Origin of the sequence: Coleofasciculus sp. H7-2 (assembly GCF_042747725.1) — a bacterium.
Classification (GTDB): domain Bacteria; phylum Cyanobacteriota; class Cyanobacteriia; order Cyanobacteriales; family FACHB-T130; genus FACHB-T130.
In genome coordinates this window covers 1-19,212 of sequence record NZ_JBHZGO010000064.1, presented here as the reverse complement: position 1 = coordinate 19,212, position 19,212 = coordinate 1, and the positions used below count along the sequence as shown (strand labels likewise).

Annotated in this window: 22 protein-coding genes and 1 pseudogene; 5 read left to right on the top strand and 18 right to left on the bottom strand. The window is 47.6% G+C overall.

The window, feature by feature from the left end:
• Positions 1 to 11 precede the first annotated feature (11 nt).
• Both ACFW2W_RS13250 and ACFW2W_RS13245 read right to left on the bottom strand, forming a co-directional pair.
• A complete protein-coding gene (locus ACFW2W_RS13250) occupies positions 12 to 1,688 on the bottom strand; it encodes a hypothetical protein (RefSeq protein WP_378178524.1) in 1,677 nt (558 codons plus the stop codon).
• 248 nt (positions 1,689 to 1,936) lie between these two features.
• Positions 1,937 to 2,131, bottom strand: coding sequence for a hypothetical protein (locus ACFW2W_RS13245; RefSeq protein ID WP_378178521.1), 195 nt, complete (start codon positions 2,129 to 2,131; stop codon positions 1,937 to 1,939).
• A 562-nt stretch (positions 2,132 to 2,693) separates the two neighbouring features.
• On the opposite strand from ACFW2W_RS13245, the gene ACFW2W_RS13240 reads away from it, so the two are divergent.
• The gene (locus ACFW2W_RS13240) at positions 2,694 to 3,038 is read left to right on the top strand and encodes a helix-turn-helix domain-containing protein (RefSeq protein WP_378178518.1); all 345 of its coding nucleotides are present in this window, start codon (positions 2,694 to 2,696) and stop codon (positions 3,036 to 3,038) included.
• A gap of 106 nt (positions 3,039 to 3,144) precedes the next feature.
• On the opposite strand, the gene ACFW2W_RS13235 is transcribed toward ACFW2W_RS13240, so the two are convergent.
• Both ACFW2W_RS13235 and ACFW2W_RS13230 read right to left on the bottom strand, forming a co-directional pair.
• Positions 3,145 to 3,396 (bottom strand): hypothetical protein, encoded by a 252-nt coding sequence (locus tag ACFW2W_RS13235; RefSeq protein ID WP_378178515.1) that lies wholly within the window; start codon positions 3,394 to 3,396, stop codon positions 3,145 to 3,147.
• Positions 3,397 to 3,403: 7 nt separating this feature from the next.
• The gene (locus ACFW2W_RS13230; protein WP_378178512.1) at positions 3,404 to 3,634 is read right to left on the bottom strand and encodes a hypothetical protein; all 231 of its coding nucleotides are present in this window, start codon (positions 3,632 to 3,634) and stop codon (positions 3,404 to 3,406) included.
• 299 nt (positions 3,635 to 3,933) lie between these two features.
• Between ACFW2W_RS13230 and ACFW2W_RS13225 the strand changes: the two genes are divergently transcribed.
• Positions 3,934 to 4,194, top strand: a complete 261-nt coding sequence (locus tag ACFW2W_RS13225) for a helix-turn-helix transcriptional regulator (protein ID WP_378178509.1) — start codon at positions 3,934 to 3,936, stop codon at positions 4,192 to 4,194.
• Between the two features lie 153 nt (positions 4,195 to 4,347).
• On the opposite strand, the gene ACFW2W_RS13220 is transcribed toward ACFW2W_RS13225, so the two are convergent.
• Together ACFW2W_RS13220 and ACFW2W_RS13215 are read right to left on the bottom strand one after the other, a co-directional pair.
• On the bottom strand, positions 4,348 to 4,554 hold the full coding sequence (locus ACFW2W_RS13220) for a hypothetical protein (protein WP_378178506.1): 207 nt from the start codon (positions 4,552 to 4,554) through the stop codon (positions 4,348 to 4,350).
• Positions 4,555 to 4,778: 224 nt separating this feature from the next.
• Complete coding sequence (locus ACFW2W_RS13215) at positions 4,779 to 4,961, bottom strand: hypothetical protein (RefSeq protein WP_378178503.1); 183 nt, start codon at positions 4,959 to 4,961, stop codon at positions 4,779 to 4,781.
• 303 nt (positions 4,962 to 5,264) lie between these two features.
• Here ACFW2W_RS13215 and ACFW2W_RS13210 point away from each other — a divergent pair, with 303 nt between their 5' ends.
• Positions 5,265 to 6,122 carry a hypothetical protein gene (locus tag ACFW2W_RS13210; RefSeq protein ID WP_378178500.1) on the top strand — a complete coding sequence of 286 codons (858 nt, stop codon included), beginning with the start codon at positions 5,265 to 5,267 and terminating at the stop codon, positions 6,120 to 6,122.
• Positions 6,123 to 6,410: 288 nt separating this feature from the next.
• Here the strand turns inward: ACFW2W_RS13210 and ACFW2W_RS13205 are convergent, their stop codons facing one another.
• The 12 genes and pseudogenes from ACFW2W_RS13205 to ACFW2W_RS13150 form a co-directional block, all read right to left on the bottom strand.
• A complete protein-coding gene (locus tag ACFW2W_RS13205) occupies positions 6,411 to 6,752 on the bottom strand; it encodes a cupin domain-containing protein (protein ID WP_378178497.1) in 342 nt (113 codons plus the stop codon).
• Positions 6,753 to 6,792: 40 nt separating this feature from the next.
• Positions 6,793 to 7,580 (bottom strand): annotated as a pseudogene (locus ACFW2W_RS13200) (SMP-30/gluconolactonase/LRE family protein); the annotation flags it as partial.
• Between the two features lie 79 nt (positions 7,581 to 7,659).
• Positions 7,660 to 7,800: a hypothetical protein gene (locus tag ACFW2W_RS13195; protein ID WP_378178494.1), complete on the bottom strand. Its 141-nt coding sequence runs from the start codon at positions 7,798 to 7,800 to the stop codon at positions 7,660 to 7,662.
• Between the two features lie 62 nt (positions 7,801 to 7,862).
• Positions 7,863 to 8,045: a hypothetical protein gene (locus ACFW2W_RS13190; protein ID WP_378178491.1), complete on the bottom strand. Its 183-nt coding sequence runs from the start codon at positions 8,043 to 8,045 to the stop codon at positions 7,863 to 7,865.
• Between the two features lie 9 nt (positions 8,046 to 8,054).
• Entirely contained in the window at positions 8,055 to 9,224 is a 1,170-nt protein-coding gene (locus ACFW2W_RS13185; RefSeq protein ID WP_378178488.1) for a zinc-dependent alcohol dehydrogenase, read from the bottom strand.
• A gap of 249 nt (positions 9,225 to 9,473) precedes the next feature.
• Positions 9,474 to 9,911, bottom strand: a complete 438-nt coding sequence (locus ACFW2W_RS13180; protein WP_378178485.1) for a hypothetical protein — start codon at positions 9,909 to 9,911, stop codon at positions 9,474 to 9,476.
• 66 nt (positions 9,912 to 9,977) lie between these two features.
• On the bottom strand, positions 9,978 to 11,147 hold the full coding sequence (locus ACFW2W_RS13175) for a zinc-dependent alcohol dehydrogenase (RefSeq protein WP_378178482.1): 1,170 nt from the start codon (positions 11,145 to 11,147) through the stop codon (positions 9,978 to 9,980).
• A 278-nt stretch (positions 11,148 to 11,425) separates the two neighbouring features.
• Complete coding sequence (locus tag ACFW2W_RS13170; RefSeq protein WP_378178479.1) at positions 11,426 to 11,830, bottom strand: hypothetical protein; 405 nt, start codon at positions 11,828 to 11,830, stop codon at positions 11,426 to 11,428.
• A gap of 89 nt (positions 11,831 to 11,919) precedes the next feature.
• Complete coding sequence (locus ACFW2W_RS13165; RefSeq protein ID WP_378178477.1) at positions 11,920 to 12,624, bottom strand: SRPBCC family protein; 705 nt, start codon at positions 12,622 to 12,624, stop codon at positions 11,920 to 11,922.
• A 98-nt stretch (positions 12,625 to 12,722) separates the two neighbouring features.
• Positions 12,723 to 13,598 carry an SDR family NAD(P)-dependent oxidoreductase gene (locus ACFW2W_RS13160; RefSeq protein ID WP_378178475.1) on the bottom strand — a complete coding sequence of 292 codons (876 nt, stop codon included), beginning with the start codon at positions 13,596 to 13,598 and terminating at the stop codon, positions 12,723 to 12,725.
• A gap of 99 nt (positions 13,599 to 13,697) precedes the next feature.
• Complete coding sequence (locus ACFW2W_RS13155) at positions 13,698 to 14,798, bottom strand: DJ-1/PfpI/YhbO family deglycase/protease (RefSeq protein ID WP_378178473.1); 1,101 nt, start codon at positions 14,796 to 14,798, stop codon at positions 13,698 to 13,700.
• Positions 14,799 to 15,226: 428 nt separating this feature from the next.
• A complete protein-coding gene (locus tag ACFW2W_RS13150; protein WP_378178471.1) occupies positions 15,227 to 15,481 on the bottom strand; it encodes a hypothetical protein in 255 nt (84 codons plus the stop codon).
• A gap of 334 nt (positions 15,482 to 15,815) precedes the next feature.
• Between ACFW2W_RS13150 and ACFW2W_RS13145 the strand changes: the two genes are divergently transcribed.
• Together ACFW2W_RS13145 and ACFW2W_RS13140 are read left to right on the top strand one after the other, a co-directional pair.
• The gene (locus ACFW2W_RS13145) at positions 15,816 to 16,226 is read left to right on the top strand and encodes a DUF6335 family protein (protein ID WP_378178469.1); all 411 of its coding nucleotides are present in this window, start codon (positions 15,816 to 15,818) and stop codon (positions 16,224 to 16,226) included.
• Between the two features lie 168 nt (positions 16,227 to 16,394).
• A complete protein-coding gene (locus ACFW2W_RS13140; protein WP_378178467.1) occupies positions 16,395 to 19,040 on the top strand; it encodes an ATP-binding protein in 2,646 nt (881 codons plus the stop codon).
• The last annotated feature ends 172 nt before the right edge of the window (positions 19,041 to 19,212 follow it).

The window sequence follows — 19,212 nt, the reverse complement described above, 5'->3', positions numbered from 1 at the left end:
CATCATGGAGATTAAGGCGCGGTTACGGCAAGCCCAATTAAGCTAGGCACCTTGTAACCGCCAGCTGGGTTGCTGATGGCAAAGGCTAATTCTAGCGATCGCTGTGGCGTGATATCGGTCGGCACTGATAACACGGGCGGATCGGGCGGCAGGGGGACTGGGACGTTACTGGGATACGTCTGGGGTGCTGTCAAGATGCGGACAAAGGAAGACTGCGCCGGACCCCGTGAGGGCTGAGTTCCAATCTCATTTGCTGCAATCACTTCATGGTTGGTGAAGTAGCGTCCGCTATGACACTCAACGCAACTAGCTTTTGAGAAGATTGCTGCACCCCGCTTCAGGGTGTCTGTGCTAGCAGTTTGAACGGGGGGCGGTGCCAAACTATTCTGAAAAGCTGACATTCCGTTAAGTTGTTCGCCGACAGGGAATCCGGGTGAATTTGCCATCAACCCATCCAAAATAAAAGGCGAACCTTTCGGGTATCCAGGCATCTTAATCACCTGGTTCATTCCCGGTTCCCCTGGTGTGGGATCGATTTTTTCAAAGAATTCTGATGGTTTTGCGCCTTCTGGCAACCGGAAAGCTTTATTGGCTGAATTTTGGAAAATAATTCCCAAATATGTCTCTTTGTCAATATTCAGTAACGCTTGACTGGAATCAGCCCCGGTTGTTGCGTCGGAATTGGTGGCGTGAACGTTACTGTTGAGGGTAGTCAGTCCGTGAAACCAGCCAATAGCAGCGTTTCCACTCCAGCCGTAGGGCCAAGCTTTGTGGGTATAGGAGGAAGGATTCTGGGAGGGATTGTTGACCATGTTTCCGGTAGAATCAAAGCTACCCGGAGGCCAAGCGAGCAAATCGGCATCGACGGCATCTTCTACGGCTTTGACATCTGGGAGACGGGCGATTGCCCCATCAGCGTTAATGTAAGTGCGATCGCCCAAGGGGAGTTTGCTGGGATTTACACCCGTCTGGTGGAACATCGCTGCGGAGTTGGTAGCCATCGCTAAGACTAAGCCTGGATCGACATTGTTGTTCGGCGCACCTTCGATAACGCGCCCACTTTTGCTATCGATTGCTGCATGACACAAGGCGCAGGTGATGCCGACTCGAACCTTACCCTTCTCAATGCTGGTACGCATTCCCAGCGGCAGAATTGAACCAGCAGGCACGTCCATTCCGGTGTTCAGCAAGGTTCCGGCGGTAAAAGTTCTCCCGCCGATGGTGACATCTTTATCGATGGGAATCTGGAGGTTCGTGGTATGTTTTCCTCCTAGTCGCGCGATCGCTTTCGTCATCGTCACTAGGTTGATTGGCCCATTCAGCGCCCCGACTACATCAGTCTGAAAGACCTGATCTTTAAAAGTTTCTGAGTAAAAAGCCTTGCGTCCCAGGTTAATCAAGTCCTCTGTAACCGCAACCGCCCCATTTTCTGCTTGAAGTTGCTTGCGCCCATCCTCAGTTTCCAGCAGGCTTTGTGCTTCGTCTTTGGCGATCGCGTATCCCAACACATCATAGGAGCCGATCTCCTGCGGTGCAGGCTTCGTGAGGGGTGTAAAGGTGTTGTAGAGACTGGGTGTTGCGGGAATGGCTAGCTCAATTTGAAAAGCCAAAAAGCCGATGACGACGACAACTAAAGCTAGCAGGAAAATTGGGCGCGATACCTTCGGCAACACCTTCATCAAACGCATGATGCCTCGCAGAGCAATCAATTATCTCTGCTACTTTAAAGGTACAAACGCCGTCTCTCGTCTGTCTGGAGGCTGAACCGCCTGAGTGTAGATTTTTACCCTCACAAAAGCAGAGGTAACGCTTAACAAGATAGCGGAAATGGCGCTATCAAGCCAACTGGGAAAAGTAGAACAATTATTTAATTTGGCAAAATAAAACTCTCATCATCGCTTCAGTTGATGTGAGAGTTTTATTGGGGTGATTTTAATTAGGTAGTTGCATCGGCAGATTTTATTGCCACGTCGAAAACGATATTGTAGCTCACGCCTGGACCCATGCGCTGGAGAACTCGCTGATGGGCTTCTGCGTCACAGCGGCGGCGAAAACGAGCGACAACCGAGGTTTGCAACTTGGGTAGGCGACGCATCAGGCACCAAGGGTGAAGCTGGTTAAAGTAGGTCATAAAACTTTCCCGATGATACCTAGGTTTTTTTTGGTGAATGTGCTTTGAATGATGGCGATGAGGGTGTAGCGATCGCTATCGTTCTTTTGCGAGTGCAGTCTCCATCGGCTGATGGGAGTGCGCTGAAATGCCAGTTAGTATTGGTTATCTGTAACCCAGACAGTCCAGATGGGCTGTTTATGGAGGAAAGCAGATGCGATCGCCGCGTTGGTTCAGTGCTGCTTTGATGGCAGCAATTCCCGGTGCTACCCGCAGTGCTTCTGTCGCTTTGGATTTGTTCATAGATATTTGATTGGGTAGATGCGTACAGGCGTGCGAACCTTGTAGTTAGCACAAACAGCACTCATCTGGCTTAATTTCCAGCAGCTATGAGCTGGAAATACTACTTCGTTGGGGATTACTGGAAGGTTAAAAGGTTAACCCTTGTTTATAACATTGTAACATAAAATGATTCAAGTTACTAACTTGAAAAAAATAGTCGCAAAGTGAGGCATAATAGCTTAGCTTTAGGCAGTAAAGGCGATTACTGGCAGTTTTACCTGTAAGAAGGAAGAGAGAGTCGTTGAGACGAAGGTTTACAGATGAAGGACTGCGGCAGATGGGCAACTTCTTACGAGCCTGTCGGGAAGCGAAAGGCTTTAGTGTTCATAAGTTGAGCGAACAGACGAAGGAGTATGAGGCCCACTTCTATGGAGAGTTGGGAGAGTCATTGCCTAAAGTTCTTGGGGTGAGCATTGCAGCCATTTCGAGAATTGAGAATGGAAACCTGAATAAACCAGCACCTGATATTTTGTGGATACTCTTAGACGTTCTCAAACCCGAACACCCGACTGAGAATCGGATTCTGACGCTGGAAGAGTTGCTGCTGATTGGTACGGAAGCTTGGAACCCAAATTTCCGTGACTAAGCGTGTCAATTGCGATCGCTCTTTTGCTAGTTTTAACCAGAAAGCGAATGTACATCGCGCCGTCGCGGCACTTCATGCCAACCGACTGGTGAGATCATCCCTGCGTTTAATCCAGATTTGGCGCAAGTCTTCCAGGGTTGTACAAGTTTGAATCAGGGAAGCGATCGCTTGTATCCACACTCACCAGTTTACGGTAACTGATGAATTGTCCACCGCGATCGCGCCGATGAACAAACAGAATATAACGCCAGCATTCAGCGCGTACAATCTGGGATTGAGGAATGCCTAAGAATTTGGCAATCAGGTCAAAGGCGATCCGAAATTTGAAAGGTTTAATCTGGCGAAACAATATCGTCATAATCGCTTCAGTTGAGGTGAGGATTGGGTTGGGGTAATTCCATCTCGTTAGTCTGGTCGGCGGGTTTGGGTGTCACGTCGAAGATGATTTCGTAGGTGACGTTGGGGATGGTTCGCTTGAGGATTTGCAGATGTGCTTCCGCGTCGCCGCGACGACGAAAACGGGCAACGACAATTGACTGTAAGGAAGGCAGTGGGAGGATGATGCACCAGGGATGCAGCTGGTTAAAGTAGGTCATAAATCTTTTATGGACACGACAAAGATTGCCAAGGCGAACGATTTGGTCGCATAGGCTGTTAAACTTTTTGTTCTGATACCAATTCACTCTGAGTGATGACACATTGAAGATCCCCCCAACCCCCCTTAAAAAGGGGGGCAATGGTCGGATCTGTTGTAGCCATAAAGTGAAATGGTGTGAGAAACAACTATTCCGGGCAGCTAACTAGCCAAATGACGGCTTTTTGAGCTGTCTGCTTGTTGTTCTGTGTAAACTAACGCTTGAATAAACCGTTTAATTCGAGCGGTTTTATCATGTTAATGGCAAGACCAAAGAAAAGTCAACCAGAGGAGACTGATTCTCCGTTTAAAAAACTGCGTTTGGCAGCTGGACTCTCTCAAGAAGACTTGGTAAGACTGATGGGCGTGTCAGTTTCAACCATTCGCCGTTGGGAACGGGGATTGGCAGAACCGACGATGACGGTTTGGCAAATGAAGGCTTTCTGTAGCGCAGTTAACAAGAGTTTGGACGATTTGCCTAATTCGTTGATAACGCAGCGATCGCATTCAGAAGAGGATTAGGCGATCGCTCTTTTCGCTCGTTTGTCTGTTTAGAGCGATCGCATCCTCCGCAAAAATCCAAATCTGCCAAAATAACCTGTACGGCGATCGCATCCTTCCCGATGCAATAAAAAAGGGCGCGATCGCACCCACGAAGACAATTATTAGAAAACTTTAGAATCTTGAGCCGCAGATAGATTGCACAACCGCTTCAGGCTCATTTCGATGTTGCTCTCGGCAAATTAAATTCTTAGCCAAACGTTGCTCAGCATAGGCTCGATGCGTAAACCAGCCGATCGGCGTCCCAGCGATCGCGCCGAGCAACAGACCCGTTAGCAGACTAGAAACTAGATGCTTTCGAGTAATCCTATTCTCTTTCATTTAAAAGTTTCTCCTAATTGCTGACCCATTCTAAAGAAAGCAAAATTTAGGATAAATTTACGTCCCTCTCCTTGCTTATATCCGAAGTCGCACCCGTGATGGTATACCGTCTTTGCGCCTATCTCATACCACAGAGGAGGAAACTATAAGCTAAAAGCATTCGCTATACTTACGCTCGTTTTTGGCATTTTGGGTATCTGAAACTTTTGTCGCTGACGATGAAATTAGACATTTCCAGTTCGTCCGACAAGGGACACGACGACCGCAATTAACTCAGCGGGTTCAACTGGTTTAGCGACATGAGATTGAAAACCTACCGAAAGGGCTGCTTTCTGGTCGTCTACTCTGACATAAGCCGTCAACGCCACAGATGGAATTTGTCCTTGTTCCGCCTCTAGCGCCCTCACCCGGCGAATTAGACTGTATAACTTGCAGCCTGCCCCTGATTATGAAGATTATGTCAAGAGTAATCCTGACTATTTTAAAGATTTAATAAACCTTATGCCTAAAAATCTTCACCAGTGAAAATTCCTTGTATATTTACTGACAAAACAAGTGAGGTGCATTGAAGAGGTTCAGTAATTATACGTTTATCGGCAAAGAGCCACCGTAAAATTCGGAACGTTACTGGGATAAAAAGTTACATGGTATACCAGGGATAATGCTGAAACTTGTTACTTTTGCGAATAACTTATCTGTGTAACTTAATTATGGCGGCTAAGACACCAAAGGTTTGGTCATTCACTGAGAGGGCAACATTAGAATTTTGGGTAGAAGATCCACGACGGGGTGAACGACTAGAAGACATTCATCTGGATTCTGAGCAATGGTTCCAATGGCTTAACTTACCAAGTACTAAGTCATTTAAATTTGAGCCAGTCGATCAACGTACATCTGATTTCATAGCTAGCAAAGAAACTAAAACCGATGGAGATTTTTGGTCCGCCTGCAAGAAAATAAATGGTGAACTCTATCACTGTTACATCGGGCTTAGTAAAGATTTAACGTTGGTGCGACTCAGAGAAGTCGGGTTGCAATTGCTACAGACTGCCAAAAATGATAGTCCTTCCAGTCAACAAAGTTATATACAAGAAGTCCATTTAAATTTCCCTGGTGAATCTCAGGAAGTACACCAGCTGAAACAGGATATTCAGAAGCTACAGGATGAACTGGCGAACTCTCGCCTAGAGCTTGAGAATAATAAGAGTGTTTCCAGTCAACAAAGCGCTCCAAAAAAAGTTCATTTAACAACCTCGGTTGAATCCCAGGAATTAGAGCAGCTGAAACAGGACATTCAGAAGCTACAGGATGAACTGGCGAACTCTCGCCAAACTTACCTGATAGCTTGTCAGGAACATAAGGAAGCGATTCAACAGCTACGCCATCAAAATCAGCGGCTACAGACCGAGTGCGACCAGATGAATGAAGAGATCAAACAGCTCTATGCTAAATATGGCGACCTGAAACTGGAAAAGTTAATCCGGCACCAGGAAAGTGAAAGAGTAAAACCCCGGACGAGTTCGCCAGACCAGAGGGTAAAGCTGTCAAACACTGCGTACAGCATTTAGACATGGTGGAGTAGAGAGCGATCGCCTTCAACAAAAAAAGGGCGAGTGCGATCGCCCTTGTCTGAATAATTAACAATTAGCTGCCAGTTTATCTAGCGATCGCTAATTTTCAACAATCATCTATTATGTATGTTTTGCCCGTTATTTTGTGTCTAATTGATGATGGATTCTTTAAAATGTAAATCATATTAATGCTTAGTGATTATTGCCAAACAAAAACCTGTTCTCTAAAAACAAACAGGTTTTTGTTTGGTACTATTCAAGTAGTTTTGCTTAATTAATGTTGGATTAAGCTTCGTCGCGTCCGTGAACTTGGGCGGGTGGAGAGGTTGCCTCAACTGCCGTGAAAGGCTCCAGAATTTTGTAGGTGTGGGATGTCCCTTTTGGTACAGTCCAAGAGTTGCCTGGTTCTAGCAAAATTATTTGACCTTCCAGGTGCAACTCAGCGCGACCGTTGATCACATAACCAACAGTCTCATATTCCCGCGCAGTTGCTTCTTTTGGTTCGTCGGGTTGCTCATTTTCCCAAAGGCGCATCGAGATAGTTTTGCCTGATGCGAGATACTTTTGACCCATTTCACCTTTGGGGGAATTGGTAGAATCTACTTTCATTACAGTTGTATCAGTCATATTTGCCTCTTCTTTGTTCAGATATGTTGTTTAAATGCTCTTAGCGGAGCAAGATTGGATTCCCATCAATGCGGACTCGAAATAGACTGTAGGGCTTTTCTCTTAAATCTCTGCCGCTATGATAATTCGGTTGGCGATGCAGTTGATTGGCAGTGAAATAGAGATAGCCGTCTGATGCAACAGAAAGCGTATCGGGCCACAAAACACGAGGATCGTGAACGAGAGTTTCATACATTCCATTTGGTAGGCGGCGAAGAATGGAATTGTGTTCGTAGTTCGTCAGGTAAACTCGGTTTTCGGCATCTGATTCCAGTCCATCTGAGGCACCACTTTTATCGCCGAGATCCACCACAGTTGCCGTTACTTGCGACTCTGATAACTGCTCATTTGCTAAAGCATCAATGCTGACGCTGTATAAGCGGCGACCCGCAAGAGGACAGTAAAATAAGCGATCGCCATCAGCACTAATCGCAATACCATCCGCACCGATTTTAATATACAGCACTTTTGAAGCTAGTGAGGTACGAGGATCGCCTAAAACCTTTGATTTTGGAAGCTTGACTGTACCTCATCCAGAAAGAAAACGCTGTAGCTGGGTGGTTGATTGGGCTTTCGCATCATCAACGGTTGTCCTTCGACGCTGGGCAAAAAATTTGGTTCGGCTTTGGTGGAGGGATGATTGTTCAGCCGTCGCCAACTTTTCCCAGAAGCGAGGTCTACGACAATAATTGCATTTGGCCCAGAATCAGAAGAATCGGTAATGAATGCCATTCCTTCTTTGCCGCGTCGCAAGTCAAATCTGACATCGTTTAAGTAAGTCGTTGGCAGCCATCGCACGTTTCGCACGTTTCTCTCCAGATACTTCACGGTGTCAGCACCACTGACTGAAAAAGCAGTTGATATCCAGTTACATAAACACTGCCAAACCAAAGAGAATCGCGAAGTGAGTTCCGCACCGCTTCGGTAACGCACCCCGCAACGCCACCGTCCACCAGTGACGCGCTAACAGGCTTCCGATGCCCCGTCTTCTGTTAGGGTTTGACATCATGGCTTCAACTCACTCACGAGACTCAATCAATCGGCATCTCTACCAGAGAACTGACAAAACAACTATTTCTGTCCAGAAGATTGACCTTCAGTGGTGAGAATTTCGCCAGCTTCTATCTCTTGTTGGAAACGCTGGCGATTTTCTTGTGCCTCTTGTTCGAGTTGTTCTACCAAGTGATAGACTTCTTCAAGCAAATTATTAATCTTGACGGTGTTTTCACCCTGAGTAGATCGGTCAAGTTCCATAGTTTGACCTTATGGTTTAAGTACAACCTTGATGCAGTTGTCTTTTTTATTCTTGAAAATTTCGTAACCGTGCTTTGCTTCTTCTAAAGGCAAGCGGTGTGTGATTACGAAAGATGGATCGATATCGCCATTTTGGATATGTTCCAATAACGGGCGCAAGTATTTGTGGACGTGCGTCTGTCCCATCTTGAACGTCAAGCCTTTGTTGAAAGCTGCACCCATTGGAATCTTGTCGAGGAAGCCACCGTAAACACCCGCTAGCGATACATGACCGCCTTTGCTGCAAGCGACAATGACTTGCCGCAGGGCAGTGGGGCGATCGGTTTCCATTCGCACGGCTTGCTTAACTTTGTCGTAAAAAGCATCAGGTCCGGTGCCGTGTGCTTCCATGCCGACTGCATCTAGACAAGAGTCGGGTCCGCGTCCGCCAGTCATCTCTTTGAGTGCTTCGCCGACATCGATTTCTTCATAGTTGAGAACTTCTGCCCCGCATTGTTCTTTAGCCATTTGCAGGCGTTCGGGAATGCGGTCGATGGCGATAACGCGATGGGCACCCAGCATGAAGGCACTTTTGATGGCGAACTGTCCGACTGGCCCGCAACCCCAGACTGCTACAATATCGCCGGGTTTAATGTTGCAATTTTCCGCTGCCATGTAGCCGGTCGGGAAAATATCCGTGAGGAACAGTACCTGTTCGTCTGTCAATCCATCGGGAATTTTGAACAAACCGACATCGGCAAAAGGCACCCGCGCATACTCCGCTTGACCTCCAGCATAGCCGCCGAACAAGTGGGAGTAGCCGAAAAGACCCGATGGTGAATGACCGTACATCTGTTCAGCCATCCAGCCGTTCGGGTTGGAGTTATCGCACAGCGACCACAAATCGCGGTTGCAGAACAAACAGTTACCGCAAGAGATAGTGAAAGGAACAACCACGCGATCGCCTATTTTTACATTCTTGACGGCGCTGCCAAGTTCAACCACTTCCCCCATAAATTCATGACCGAGGATATCTCCCGGTTGCATTGTCGGGATATAACCATCGTAAATATGCAGATCGGAGCCGCAAATCGCTGTTGACGTAATTTTGACAATAGCATCGCGCGGGTTGAGAATTTTTGGATCGGGTACATTATCCACCCGCACATCGTTGTTTCCATGCCAGCAAACAGCTTTCATTAAATTTTTCTCCTTAAGTCATTCGTCATTAGTTATGGGTTATTTGCCATTAATCATTAGTCATCATCAATAACTAGGAACTATTCACTAACGACTAATAACTACACATACGCCATGTGCAACTTCTTCTTAGTCCTCCTTGTTAAGGAGGTTGGGAGGATTGAAATGTCAAGCAAACTTTGTCAAATCCCCCCACTACTCCCCCTTGTCAAGGAGGAAACTACATAAGTTTACACGCTGTATTACAGATTATTTTGAGTAAGAGCCAGTAACGTTATTCGCCGCATCGTTGAAACCTTCCCGCGCCCCTTGAACTGTCTTGTCAACTACATTGTCAGTTTTGTCTTGAACCTGATTGAAAAACTTTTTGGTACTGGGAGGCGTCGGCTCATCAAGATTCAGCTTTTCCTTGACATTTTCAGCAGCTGCCCCAATTTTTTCCAATAAATTACTGCCTGTATCTTCAGTCTGGTCTTTTAGCGTTTCAGCCCTAGCATTGACTGAACCATCAGCTCCTTTGACTTGGTAAGAGTTCGTTTCCGGTGTCAATGTCGTGTTATTAGCGAGGGCTTGCAGAGGGGTGCCGTAACCAAAAGCCTGTATCACAAAAAATGCAGTACTAACCAGAAATACAGTGGCAATCTGGCGTAGACGGATACCTTGCAAAAAAGAAATTACTTGGTTCATGAAAACACTCCAGTTTATTATTTGATTATTCGTAATCGGTCAATCTTTACTTCCCAATTACTAACTTCAAGGCTTCAGCACAACTTTGATACAGTTGTCTTTTTTGTGCTTAAACATTTCGTAGCCGTTCTTGGCTTCTTCTAGGGGTAAATGATGGGTGACGACGAAAGATGGATCGAGTTCGCCATTCAAAACTTTGTCCAGCAACATCTGCATATACTTCTGCCCGTGCATTTGCCCCATTCTGAAGGTCAAGCCTTTGTTGAAAGCAGCACCAAAGGGCAGTTTGTCCACAAAGCCACCGTAAACACCCATGATTGAGAGCGTGCCGCCTTTGCGACAAGCGACCATCATTTGCCGCAGGACGTGGGGACGGTCTGTTTCCAGTCGGACTGCCTGCTTCGCTTTGTCGTAGACCCCTTCAACCCCCATGCCGTGAGCTTCTAATCCCACCGCGTCAATACAGCAGTCGGGACCCCGACCGCCGGTCATTTCTTTAAGCGCTTCGCCAGCATCAACTTCTTCGTAGTTAATCGTTTCCGCTTTCGCGTGTTCCCTAGCCATTTGGAGACGTTCGGGAAAACGGTCGATGCCGATGACTCTCTCGGCACCCAGCATATAGGCGCTAATCATGGCAAATTGTCCGACAGCACCGCAACCCCAGACGGCTACAGTATCTCCTGGCTGAATATCGCATAACTCTGCGCCCATAAAGCCGGTGGGAATGGCATCAGAGATAAACAATAATTTCTCGTCGGGAATTTCTGCGGGAACATTGACGACACCAACATCGGCGAAGGGAACGCGCACATATTCAGCTTGAGCGCCTGCATAGCCGCCGAATAAGTGAGAGTAGCCGTAAATTGCTGAAGTGACGTTACCGAAGAGCTTTTCTTCCATCCAAGCGTTCGGGTTGGAGTTGTCGCACAGCGACCACATATCGTGGTTGCAATAGTGACAGTGACCGCATCCGATAGTGGAAGGAACGACAACGCGATCGCCCGGTTTCAAAGTGGTCACTTTGCTACCAACTTCAACGATTTCTCCCATGAACTCGTGACCGATAATGTCACCCGGCTGCATCGTCGGAATGTAGCCGTCATAAATGTGCAAATCGGAGCCACAAATTGCCGTCGAAGTAATTTTGAGAATGGCGTCGCGCGGATTGAGAATTTTGGGATCTGGGACGGTTTCGACCCGCACATCGGTGGCACCGTACCAACAAACTGCTTTCATTGATGTTGTTTATCCTTTTATTAATTACCCCGCCCTTATCTATTCGCAGGACGGGGTTTCTCACATCCCAGCCTCAGAGGATGTTTAAAAAGTTGTTGATAATACACCAACCCTTTGGATATCCCCCTTGCATCCCCCGATAAATTGGGGGACTTTGAGGCTCTTGTTCCCCCCTTTTTAAGGGGGGCTAGGGGGATCGGTTACTTCTCAAACATCCCAGCCTCAGGTAATACAGTCAGTCGCTTAATTTCACGACACGTATTGAGTGAGAAGCCGAATTATCTAGCAGCCCGATTTTTAGTCTTGGCTACTCCCTGATTATTTTTGTCTTGAACAACACTGGGATCGCCCACGTCACCGGGTTGATCGTTATCAAATCTTTGGCTGCGAATCACATCGGCGGTTTCGGGAATATTTTCTCCCAGCTTTTTGATGTTTTTCAAGCCAGTATTACCGATTCCATCTCTGTCACCGACGTGGTCTTCAGCCATGTCAATGGCTTTTTTAATCCGATCGCTGCTGGTTCTGTTAAAATCTGCATTGTCAGCAATCAGGGTTTGGGCTTGCGCTTGGAAAGTTGGGCTGTAGCTAAAAGCCGGAATTACTAGAAAGGCGATCGCTGCCAGAACCACAGTGGCAAGACGCAAACAAATCTTTTGCAAACGATTAATTCCTTGATTCATCTCAATCTCCGTTGCTTATTTTTGTTTTGAGAACAACCTACAATTCAGTTGTCTCTCTTTGTAATTAAGAATCTCACAAAATAAAATTCTTAACTTCTTCCAGAAGGTTGACCTTCTGTTGTCGCAATTTCACCCGCTTCCATAATCATTTTGAAGCGGCGTAAATCGTCTCCAACTTGCTGCTCTGGTTCTTCGCCGAAAAGTTTAGCGATCGCAGCACCGACCGGACCACCCGGCGGGTTATATTCGATGACGACTTTTACTTCCGTACCCCGATTAGCAGGCGCAGGCGAAAAGCGCACAAACCCAGCATTCTCAACGTCTGCTCCTTCCGTTGAAGCCCAGGCGATTAACTCGTTTTCTTTCTCGTTGATAATGTCTGCATCCCATTCCACACTTGCACCCATCGGCGCATTGGCAATCCAGTGCGATCGCCGCTCGTTGACAACCTTCACCGATTTCAGATGCTTCATGAAATTCGGCAAGTTTTCAAAGTTATGCCAAAAGCGATAAAGTTCATCCGCTGGTTTATTGATCGTGACGGTCTTTTCAACTTTGATGCTTTGGTTCATGCCTGCTTTTTCCTGTATGGTGTCTTGAATCCCTTTTTCTGCGGTCGCACCGTGATAAATCAGACCGCCACCCGCGATCGCCATTAACGCTCCCCTGAGAGAGCCTTGCTTTAAACCCATCAGTACGAGTGCGCCGCCGCCGAGTAACGATCCCCAACGCTCCTGATCGCCGACATTGCTGGGTTCATTCTGACCGCTGGGAACGATATCTTTGGATGTCATTTTCTGTTTTCCTCAAACGGTAATTGATAATGGGTGATTTGCAACCAACTAAGGACAATTCCCGACCTTAAACTGAGTTACATTGATTTCCACCGCGCTTAACTAATCGTTTGGACTTGTTTGTGTTCTAGCCCTTCTCTGGCATGATCCAGACGCAGTTCTCCTTGCGGTTCAGTACGCAAAGATTCTGGCGTTTGCTCGCCTACGGCTCCTTTCGCCACTGTGACGCCACCATCAGCCAGCCACAGTGCCCCCGTGACGTAACTCGCTTCATCCGAAGCAATAAAGGCATAGACGTTTGCCATTTCCTCTGGGGTACCGCGTCGAGCCATTGGAGTCGCATTAATCAGCATTTTCTCCATCTGAGCATCCATTGGCCCAGTTTCTTTGTGCGTCCAAGCGGTATCAATGGCACCAGGACAAACACAGTTAGCGCGAACACCGTATTGAGCTTGCTCGACCGCCACGCCTTTCATAAAGGAATGCATCCAGCCTTTAGTGCCACCGTAGGGAGTATTTCGCGCCAATCCATTAAAACCAGCCTCAGACCCAGCGGAGACAATGTTTCCGCGTGTTTTTTGTAGGTGCGGTAGGGCATACTTGGTCATCAGGAAGGCGGAACGGATGTTCATCCGCAGCGTCTGGTCAAAAACATCAATGGGATAGTCCTGAGTCTCAGCCGTTACCAAAAACACACCCGCATTATTCACCAAAATGTCCAGACGCCCGTAGTAGTCAATGGCGGCTTTGACACAAGCTTGAGCGTGGGATTCTTCCGAGATATCCCCCGCGTAAGCGATCGCTTCTGCACCATACTGCTGAATTGCTTGTGCGACTTCATCAAGCGGATCGCTAGGGAGTCCGTTGACAATGACTTTGGCACCTTCTTTCGCAAATTTATGCGCGATCGCTTCGCCGATTCCAGTACCTGCACCCGTAACGATGGCAACTTTACCTTCCAGTCTTCTACTCATGCTCATTCCTGTCGTTGAGAAACGTTTTGAGTGTTGAATTAGCGATTAGCAAATAGATGAGTAAGCTGGGCGATGCCCAGCTTACTTGGCACTCAAAACTTACATCTTGACGGAAACGCCAGTCGTCGGCTTCGCAGGCTTCACTTCTTCACCTGCCATCCGGGATTTATATAGTCCCGCCAAACACTGTTCGTACTTCGACAAATCCACTTCAATCTCAGTGAGAATGGCGGTAGAAATGGGATCGGTAAATTTCATTCGCAGGTTGTTAATATCGACAACTCCGGTTTGCAAATCGCCCATTGTGCGACGCAACAGATCGGTGTCGTCACTGCCTTGCAGAGAAGCTTTAAACTTAGCGTATTTATCAGCAGCTTGCGCCGGAATCGAGGGTTTTTCTCCCAGAGCATTTAGCCGTTCTTCCAGCATTTGAATGTGATGCTGCTTATTTTTGATCATGTCTTGCAGCATCGAACTCAATTCTGTATCCGTACTTCTCTCGGCATACTGTTCAAACGCTTCTTGCGAATAACGTTCGCCTGCAAGCGCGGTGTTCAAACCTTTTGCAATGTCGCCCTTGGTGGAACCACCCCAAGCATCAGCCAGTTTCCACCATTCAGCAGTGATATCGCTTTCATGCGGTAAAGCCGCTTCTTTGCCACCGTAACCGAGACGGCTGAGAATAGCGGTGGTAAAAATTGCCAAATCACCCGGTTGACGCGAGGTGAGCAGGTTGCCGTCAACCACTAGCGGCTCATCCACATAATGGGCACCGGCATTGATCATGTCTGTGCGGATAGAGAAGAAGCCAGTCGCTTGCTTACCTCTGAGCAAATCGGCTTCAATCAGAACTTGTGGTCCGTGGCAAACGGCAGCCACCAATTTTCCATGCTCGAATGCGTCTTTTACAAAGTTGACGGTGTTGGGGTTCGTCCGCATAATGTCGGGAGCCATGCCGCCAGGGATAATGACCGCATCGAAATCCAGAGCCACGGCTTCTGTCGTGGTGCCATCCGGTTTCTGGGACAATTTGCCTTGTTTACCCACATAGTTCTCGTTCATGCGAGAACCGAGTACAACGACCTCCATTCCCGCCATCTGTAAGGCTTTATAAGGGACTTGAAATTCCGCATCTTCAACGCCGTTTTCGATCAGGATGGCAACGCGCTTCTTGCTGCCGGGATTATTTGGCTGTGTCATGAAACTTCCTCTTTTATCAACATTTTTAAGTGGGAAAATTTTTTGGCGATCGCGAGAAACAAGTAAAACTTATTTTGATGCTTTTTTACTTTTATAATTCTTACAAACTGGGAACTTCACTCAATGAACTTCCGGCAAAAATGAGTTGGGCAACGCTTTTAACCTGTTTAATGAACTGCTCGTATTTCACTTTTGACCTCTTAAATCTTTCCAACTTTCACGCTTGGCTTAACTTAATTACTCGTCGAAGCGTTGAATATTTCTAGAAAAAGTACGATCTCTACTTCCTGAAGTTCGCGCCGTAATTGCACGTTGTTTTTGATTTGCACGCTTTTTACTCATGCAAACAGGGGGCTTCGTGGCTGCTTCAACCACGAATCCTCTCAAAAATTTAAAGGGGGATAAGTCCGAGCTAGCTTTCGCGATCGCTATCTAGCAACTGCCCGCTGCGGAGAAATCCGCTTGGCAAGCAATTCTTTCGCCCGTTCGGCGCGTTGACACTCTTCTTCTTCTAGTTGCTGAAAGAACTCTACAAGTTCATCATCTCCAGCTTCCTCAGCATCCTGAATATAAATCTCGTAGGTACTAGCACCCTCTAGGGCATGATATAGCACGCTGATCAGGTTGTAGTGTTCGTCTGCGGTTCCTGTGATGCGCTCATCATCATGGTCGTGATGCGTCATTTTCCCTCCTTTTGCTTTCCCTAACAACTCAGCGATAGAGGCTAGGTCTTGACTTTAAGCCTATGTATTCCCTCGAACGGTCTGCTTCGCTCCTAGGTGATATATATATTTGCTTTTAATTCGCTCCAAAGTCATAGGTCTACTTGCCACCAAATCGCTATGCTGAAATCTAATCACCGTAATTTTTGCGGGGTGCGGACAATTCTAAGCATTGCGAGTAGCAAGTCGTTATTAACTTAAATGAGCGCACCCCTTTTCTTCCTATTTGAGGATTTAGATAAATTTCTAAGTTGGGTATTTTGCATAGATAGCGATATGAATAAGGAGTAGTCGTATGACCGAGCAACCAGATACAGAAGCTCAAGAGACCGCTAACGAAGATTTACCGCAGGAAATAACTGAATCCTATGGCACTGGTGTCCACCCAGAACCCGGATTCAATATCGGTGAAAATCGCCGACTGCGGGATGAGATCGCGCAATATAATAATGCGACTAGCCCCGTACTGACTGGCGGCGATGTCGATGCCGCTTGGGAACAGGCAGATGCAGTCGGTGATGAAGCCGTGGGTGGAACCGCTGCCACTCCGGATCAGAACGTAACAGAAGATTTAGAAAAAGCTGTCGGATTGGAAATGGACGATCGCGCATTTCTGCGGACTAACGAAATTTTAGAACAGCGCGATGACCGTCGTTGGGAATTAGATCCTATGTCTTCTGATGATTATCAGGAGCGTAGAGATTAATCTCTTGTAATTCCCTCAGGTAGGAACGCTAAGAAGGTAGCACTGGGTTTGGTATAACACATCACACTGAAGGGATATGCCGTTAGGTATAGTAGAGAGAAGTTAAGATTCGTGTAGCGTAAGAAACCGGGTCTTAATATTCGCTACCGATCGCTTCGGAGAGCTGCAATGGCAAGCCAGCAAGGCACGTTAGGCAAGTTCCACCACGTTAGTAAGCATCCGGAAGGACTAGGCTTGTGCGATCGCGTCCTAGCAGCAATGCCCGGTGGTCTTGTCATTATGGATGCTAGCTGCCCCAAGCCTTCTATCGTCTATTGCAATCCGGCTTTTGAGAAGATAACCGGCTATGCTTCAGAAGAAGTCATCGGACGCGACTGTTGTTTTTTGCAAGGAGTCGATACTGACCCCGCTGCGATTGAACAAATTCGCCAAGCCTTTCAGGTAGCGCAAGAGTGCCAGGTGATCTTAAAGAATTATCGCCAAGATGGCACGCCTTTTTGGAATGAGCTGACTATTTCTCCTGTCTGGGACGCCACTGGTGAACTGACTCAGTTTCTCGTTTTTCATACAGATATTACACGCCGGGAAGCTCTTCAACAGTCACAAGCGGCGTTGCAAAAAAGCGAAACCAGGCTGGGACTTGCCCTGAATGCTGCCAGTATGGGCGTTTGGGAGTGGGAGATGCAGACGGGTCAATTAACCTGGTCGGCAAATGCAGAATCTTTATTGGGTTTCCCAGCCGGTTCTGGTAGCACTTATGAAGCTTATTTGAATTGTATTCATCCGGAGGAGAGCGATCGCGTGACACAAGCGATCGCGCAGATTGTAGAAGCATCACAGACAGAAAACTTGGCAGGTCGTCTCTTTAGCATCGAACATCGTCTCCTTTGCCCGGATGGTGCAGTTCGGTGGGTTGCCGTTACAGGGACCCTGTTTTGCGACCAAACCAATACACCGGCACGGGTGGCTGGGACGGTGATGGACATTACAGGTCGCAAACAGGTAGAAACAGCCTTGTGGCAGCAAGCGACCGGAGAACGGCTGCTCAGAACCATGAATCAGCGCATCCGCCAGTCTCTGAACCTGGAAGAAGTCCTGAAAACGGCTGTAGCACAAGTGCGGCAATTTCTCAACACCGACCGGGTAACGATCTACCGCTTGCATCCAGATGGGCGTGGGATCGGGGCTGTAGAATCGGTCGGCACGGGTTGGGCTGAGAGTTTGGGAACCCAGATCCACAGCAGATGTTTTGGGGAAAATCAGCTTCCTCTTTACCAACAAGGTGAGATTCAAGCGATTGAGGATATCGACACGGCGAATCTCAGTCAGTGTCAGATTGATTGGCTAGCGCAGTTTCAGGTGAAAGCCAATCTGGTCGTCCCGATTGTGCAAAACCGGGCTGAGGTGAAAGGACTCTTCCTCAGTCCTCACTCCTCATCCCTCACTCCTCACTCCTCATCACTCACTCCTCACTCCTCATCCAGTCCTGAGTCCTCAGTCCTGAGTCCTCAGTCCTCATCCCTCAGTCCTCAGTCCTCATCCAGTCCTCAGTCCTCATCCAGTCCTCACTCCTCACTCCTCACTCCTCAGTCCTCATCCCTCAGTCCTCACTCCTCATCCAGTCCTCATCCCTCATCCACTCCTCAATTATGGGGACTGCTCGTTGCCCAAAACTGCGCCGGGACGCGACAATGGCAGGCATCGGAAGTGGAATTGCTCAAACAGCTTGGCGTGCAGCTAGCGATCGCCATTCAGCAATCGACGCTATTTGAGCAACTGGAAGCTGAACTGGTCGAACGCAAGCAAGCTGAGGAAGCATTACAGAAATCAGAAGCCCAATTAAGGAAGAAAACGACCAAACTTAAACAAGCTCTGCATCGGCTGCGGAAAACCCAAACCCAGTTGATCCAAAGCGAAAAAATGTCCAGTTTGGGGCAGCTAGTGGCGGGTGTCGCCCATGAAATTAATAACCCTGTCTCCTTCATTTATGGTAATTTGACCCCGGCTTTGCAGTATGCCCAAGACTTGCTGCATTTGTTAAACCTCTATCAGCAGCACTATCCTCAGCCAGCGGCGGAAATTCAAACAGAAGCCGAGGCAATCGACTGGGAATTCCTGGTTGAAGATTTCCCAAGACTACTGGATTCTATGCAAATGGGGGCGGAGCGCATCCGCCAAATCGTCCTTAGCTTGCGGAATTTCTCCCGTCATGATGAGAGCCTGAAAAAGCCGGTGGATTTGCATGAAGGCATCGACAGTACCCTGTTGATCTTGCAGCATCGATTGAAGCCGCAGGGAGGAAAACCAGGCATTCTGATTGTCAAAGAATACGGCAACTTACCCCAAGTGGAGTGCTACCCTGGGCAGATGAATCAGGTTTTTATGAATCTGCTGGGCAATGCCATTGATGCCCTGGAAGGGGAAATCGATCGTGAGTCATGGGTGATGAATCATGGAGAAGAAAGTGGCGATCGCCAATTCCCCATCGCCAATTCCCCACTACCGACGATTCGGATTTGCACAACACTTAACAACAAAAATCAAGTAGTTATCCGGATTGCAGACAATGGTTGCGGCATTCCCGAAGCCGTACAAAAACGAATCTTTGACCCCTTTTTTACCACCAAACCTGTAGGAAAAGGCACTGGACTGGGGTTGTCTATTAGCTACCAAGTGGTGGTGGAGCGTCACGGAGGTCAACTGAAGTGTCTGTCAACGCCCGGACAAGGGACAGAGTTTGTTCTAGAAATTCCGCTACAGCAGTCTGCCGAATCTGCAACCCCACTACCGATGGCTCCCTCTCAGGTTGCGTAATCAGTTGTTAGGGATACACTGATTAGGTGGCAGATGCTCCCAAGTGCGGAATCTTAAGAAATAATTAAGAATTAGTAGGAAAACCCTAGCTGAAAAAGTATGGAACTTATGCAGCTGCAACCTATCTCCCAGTCCCAGAGGATCAGGACGATGCAATGCGAAAAAATCGATA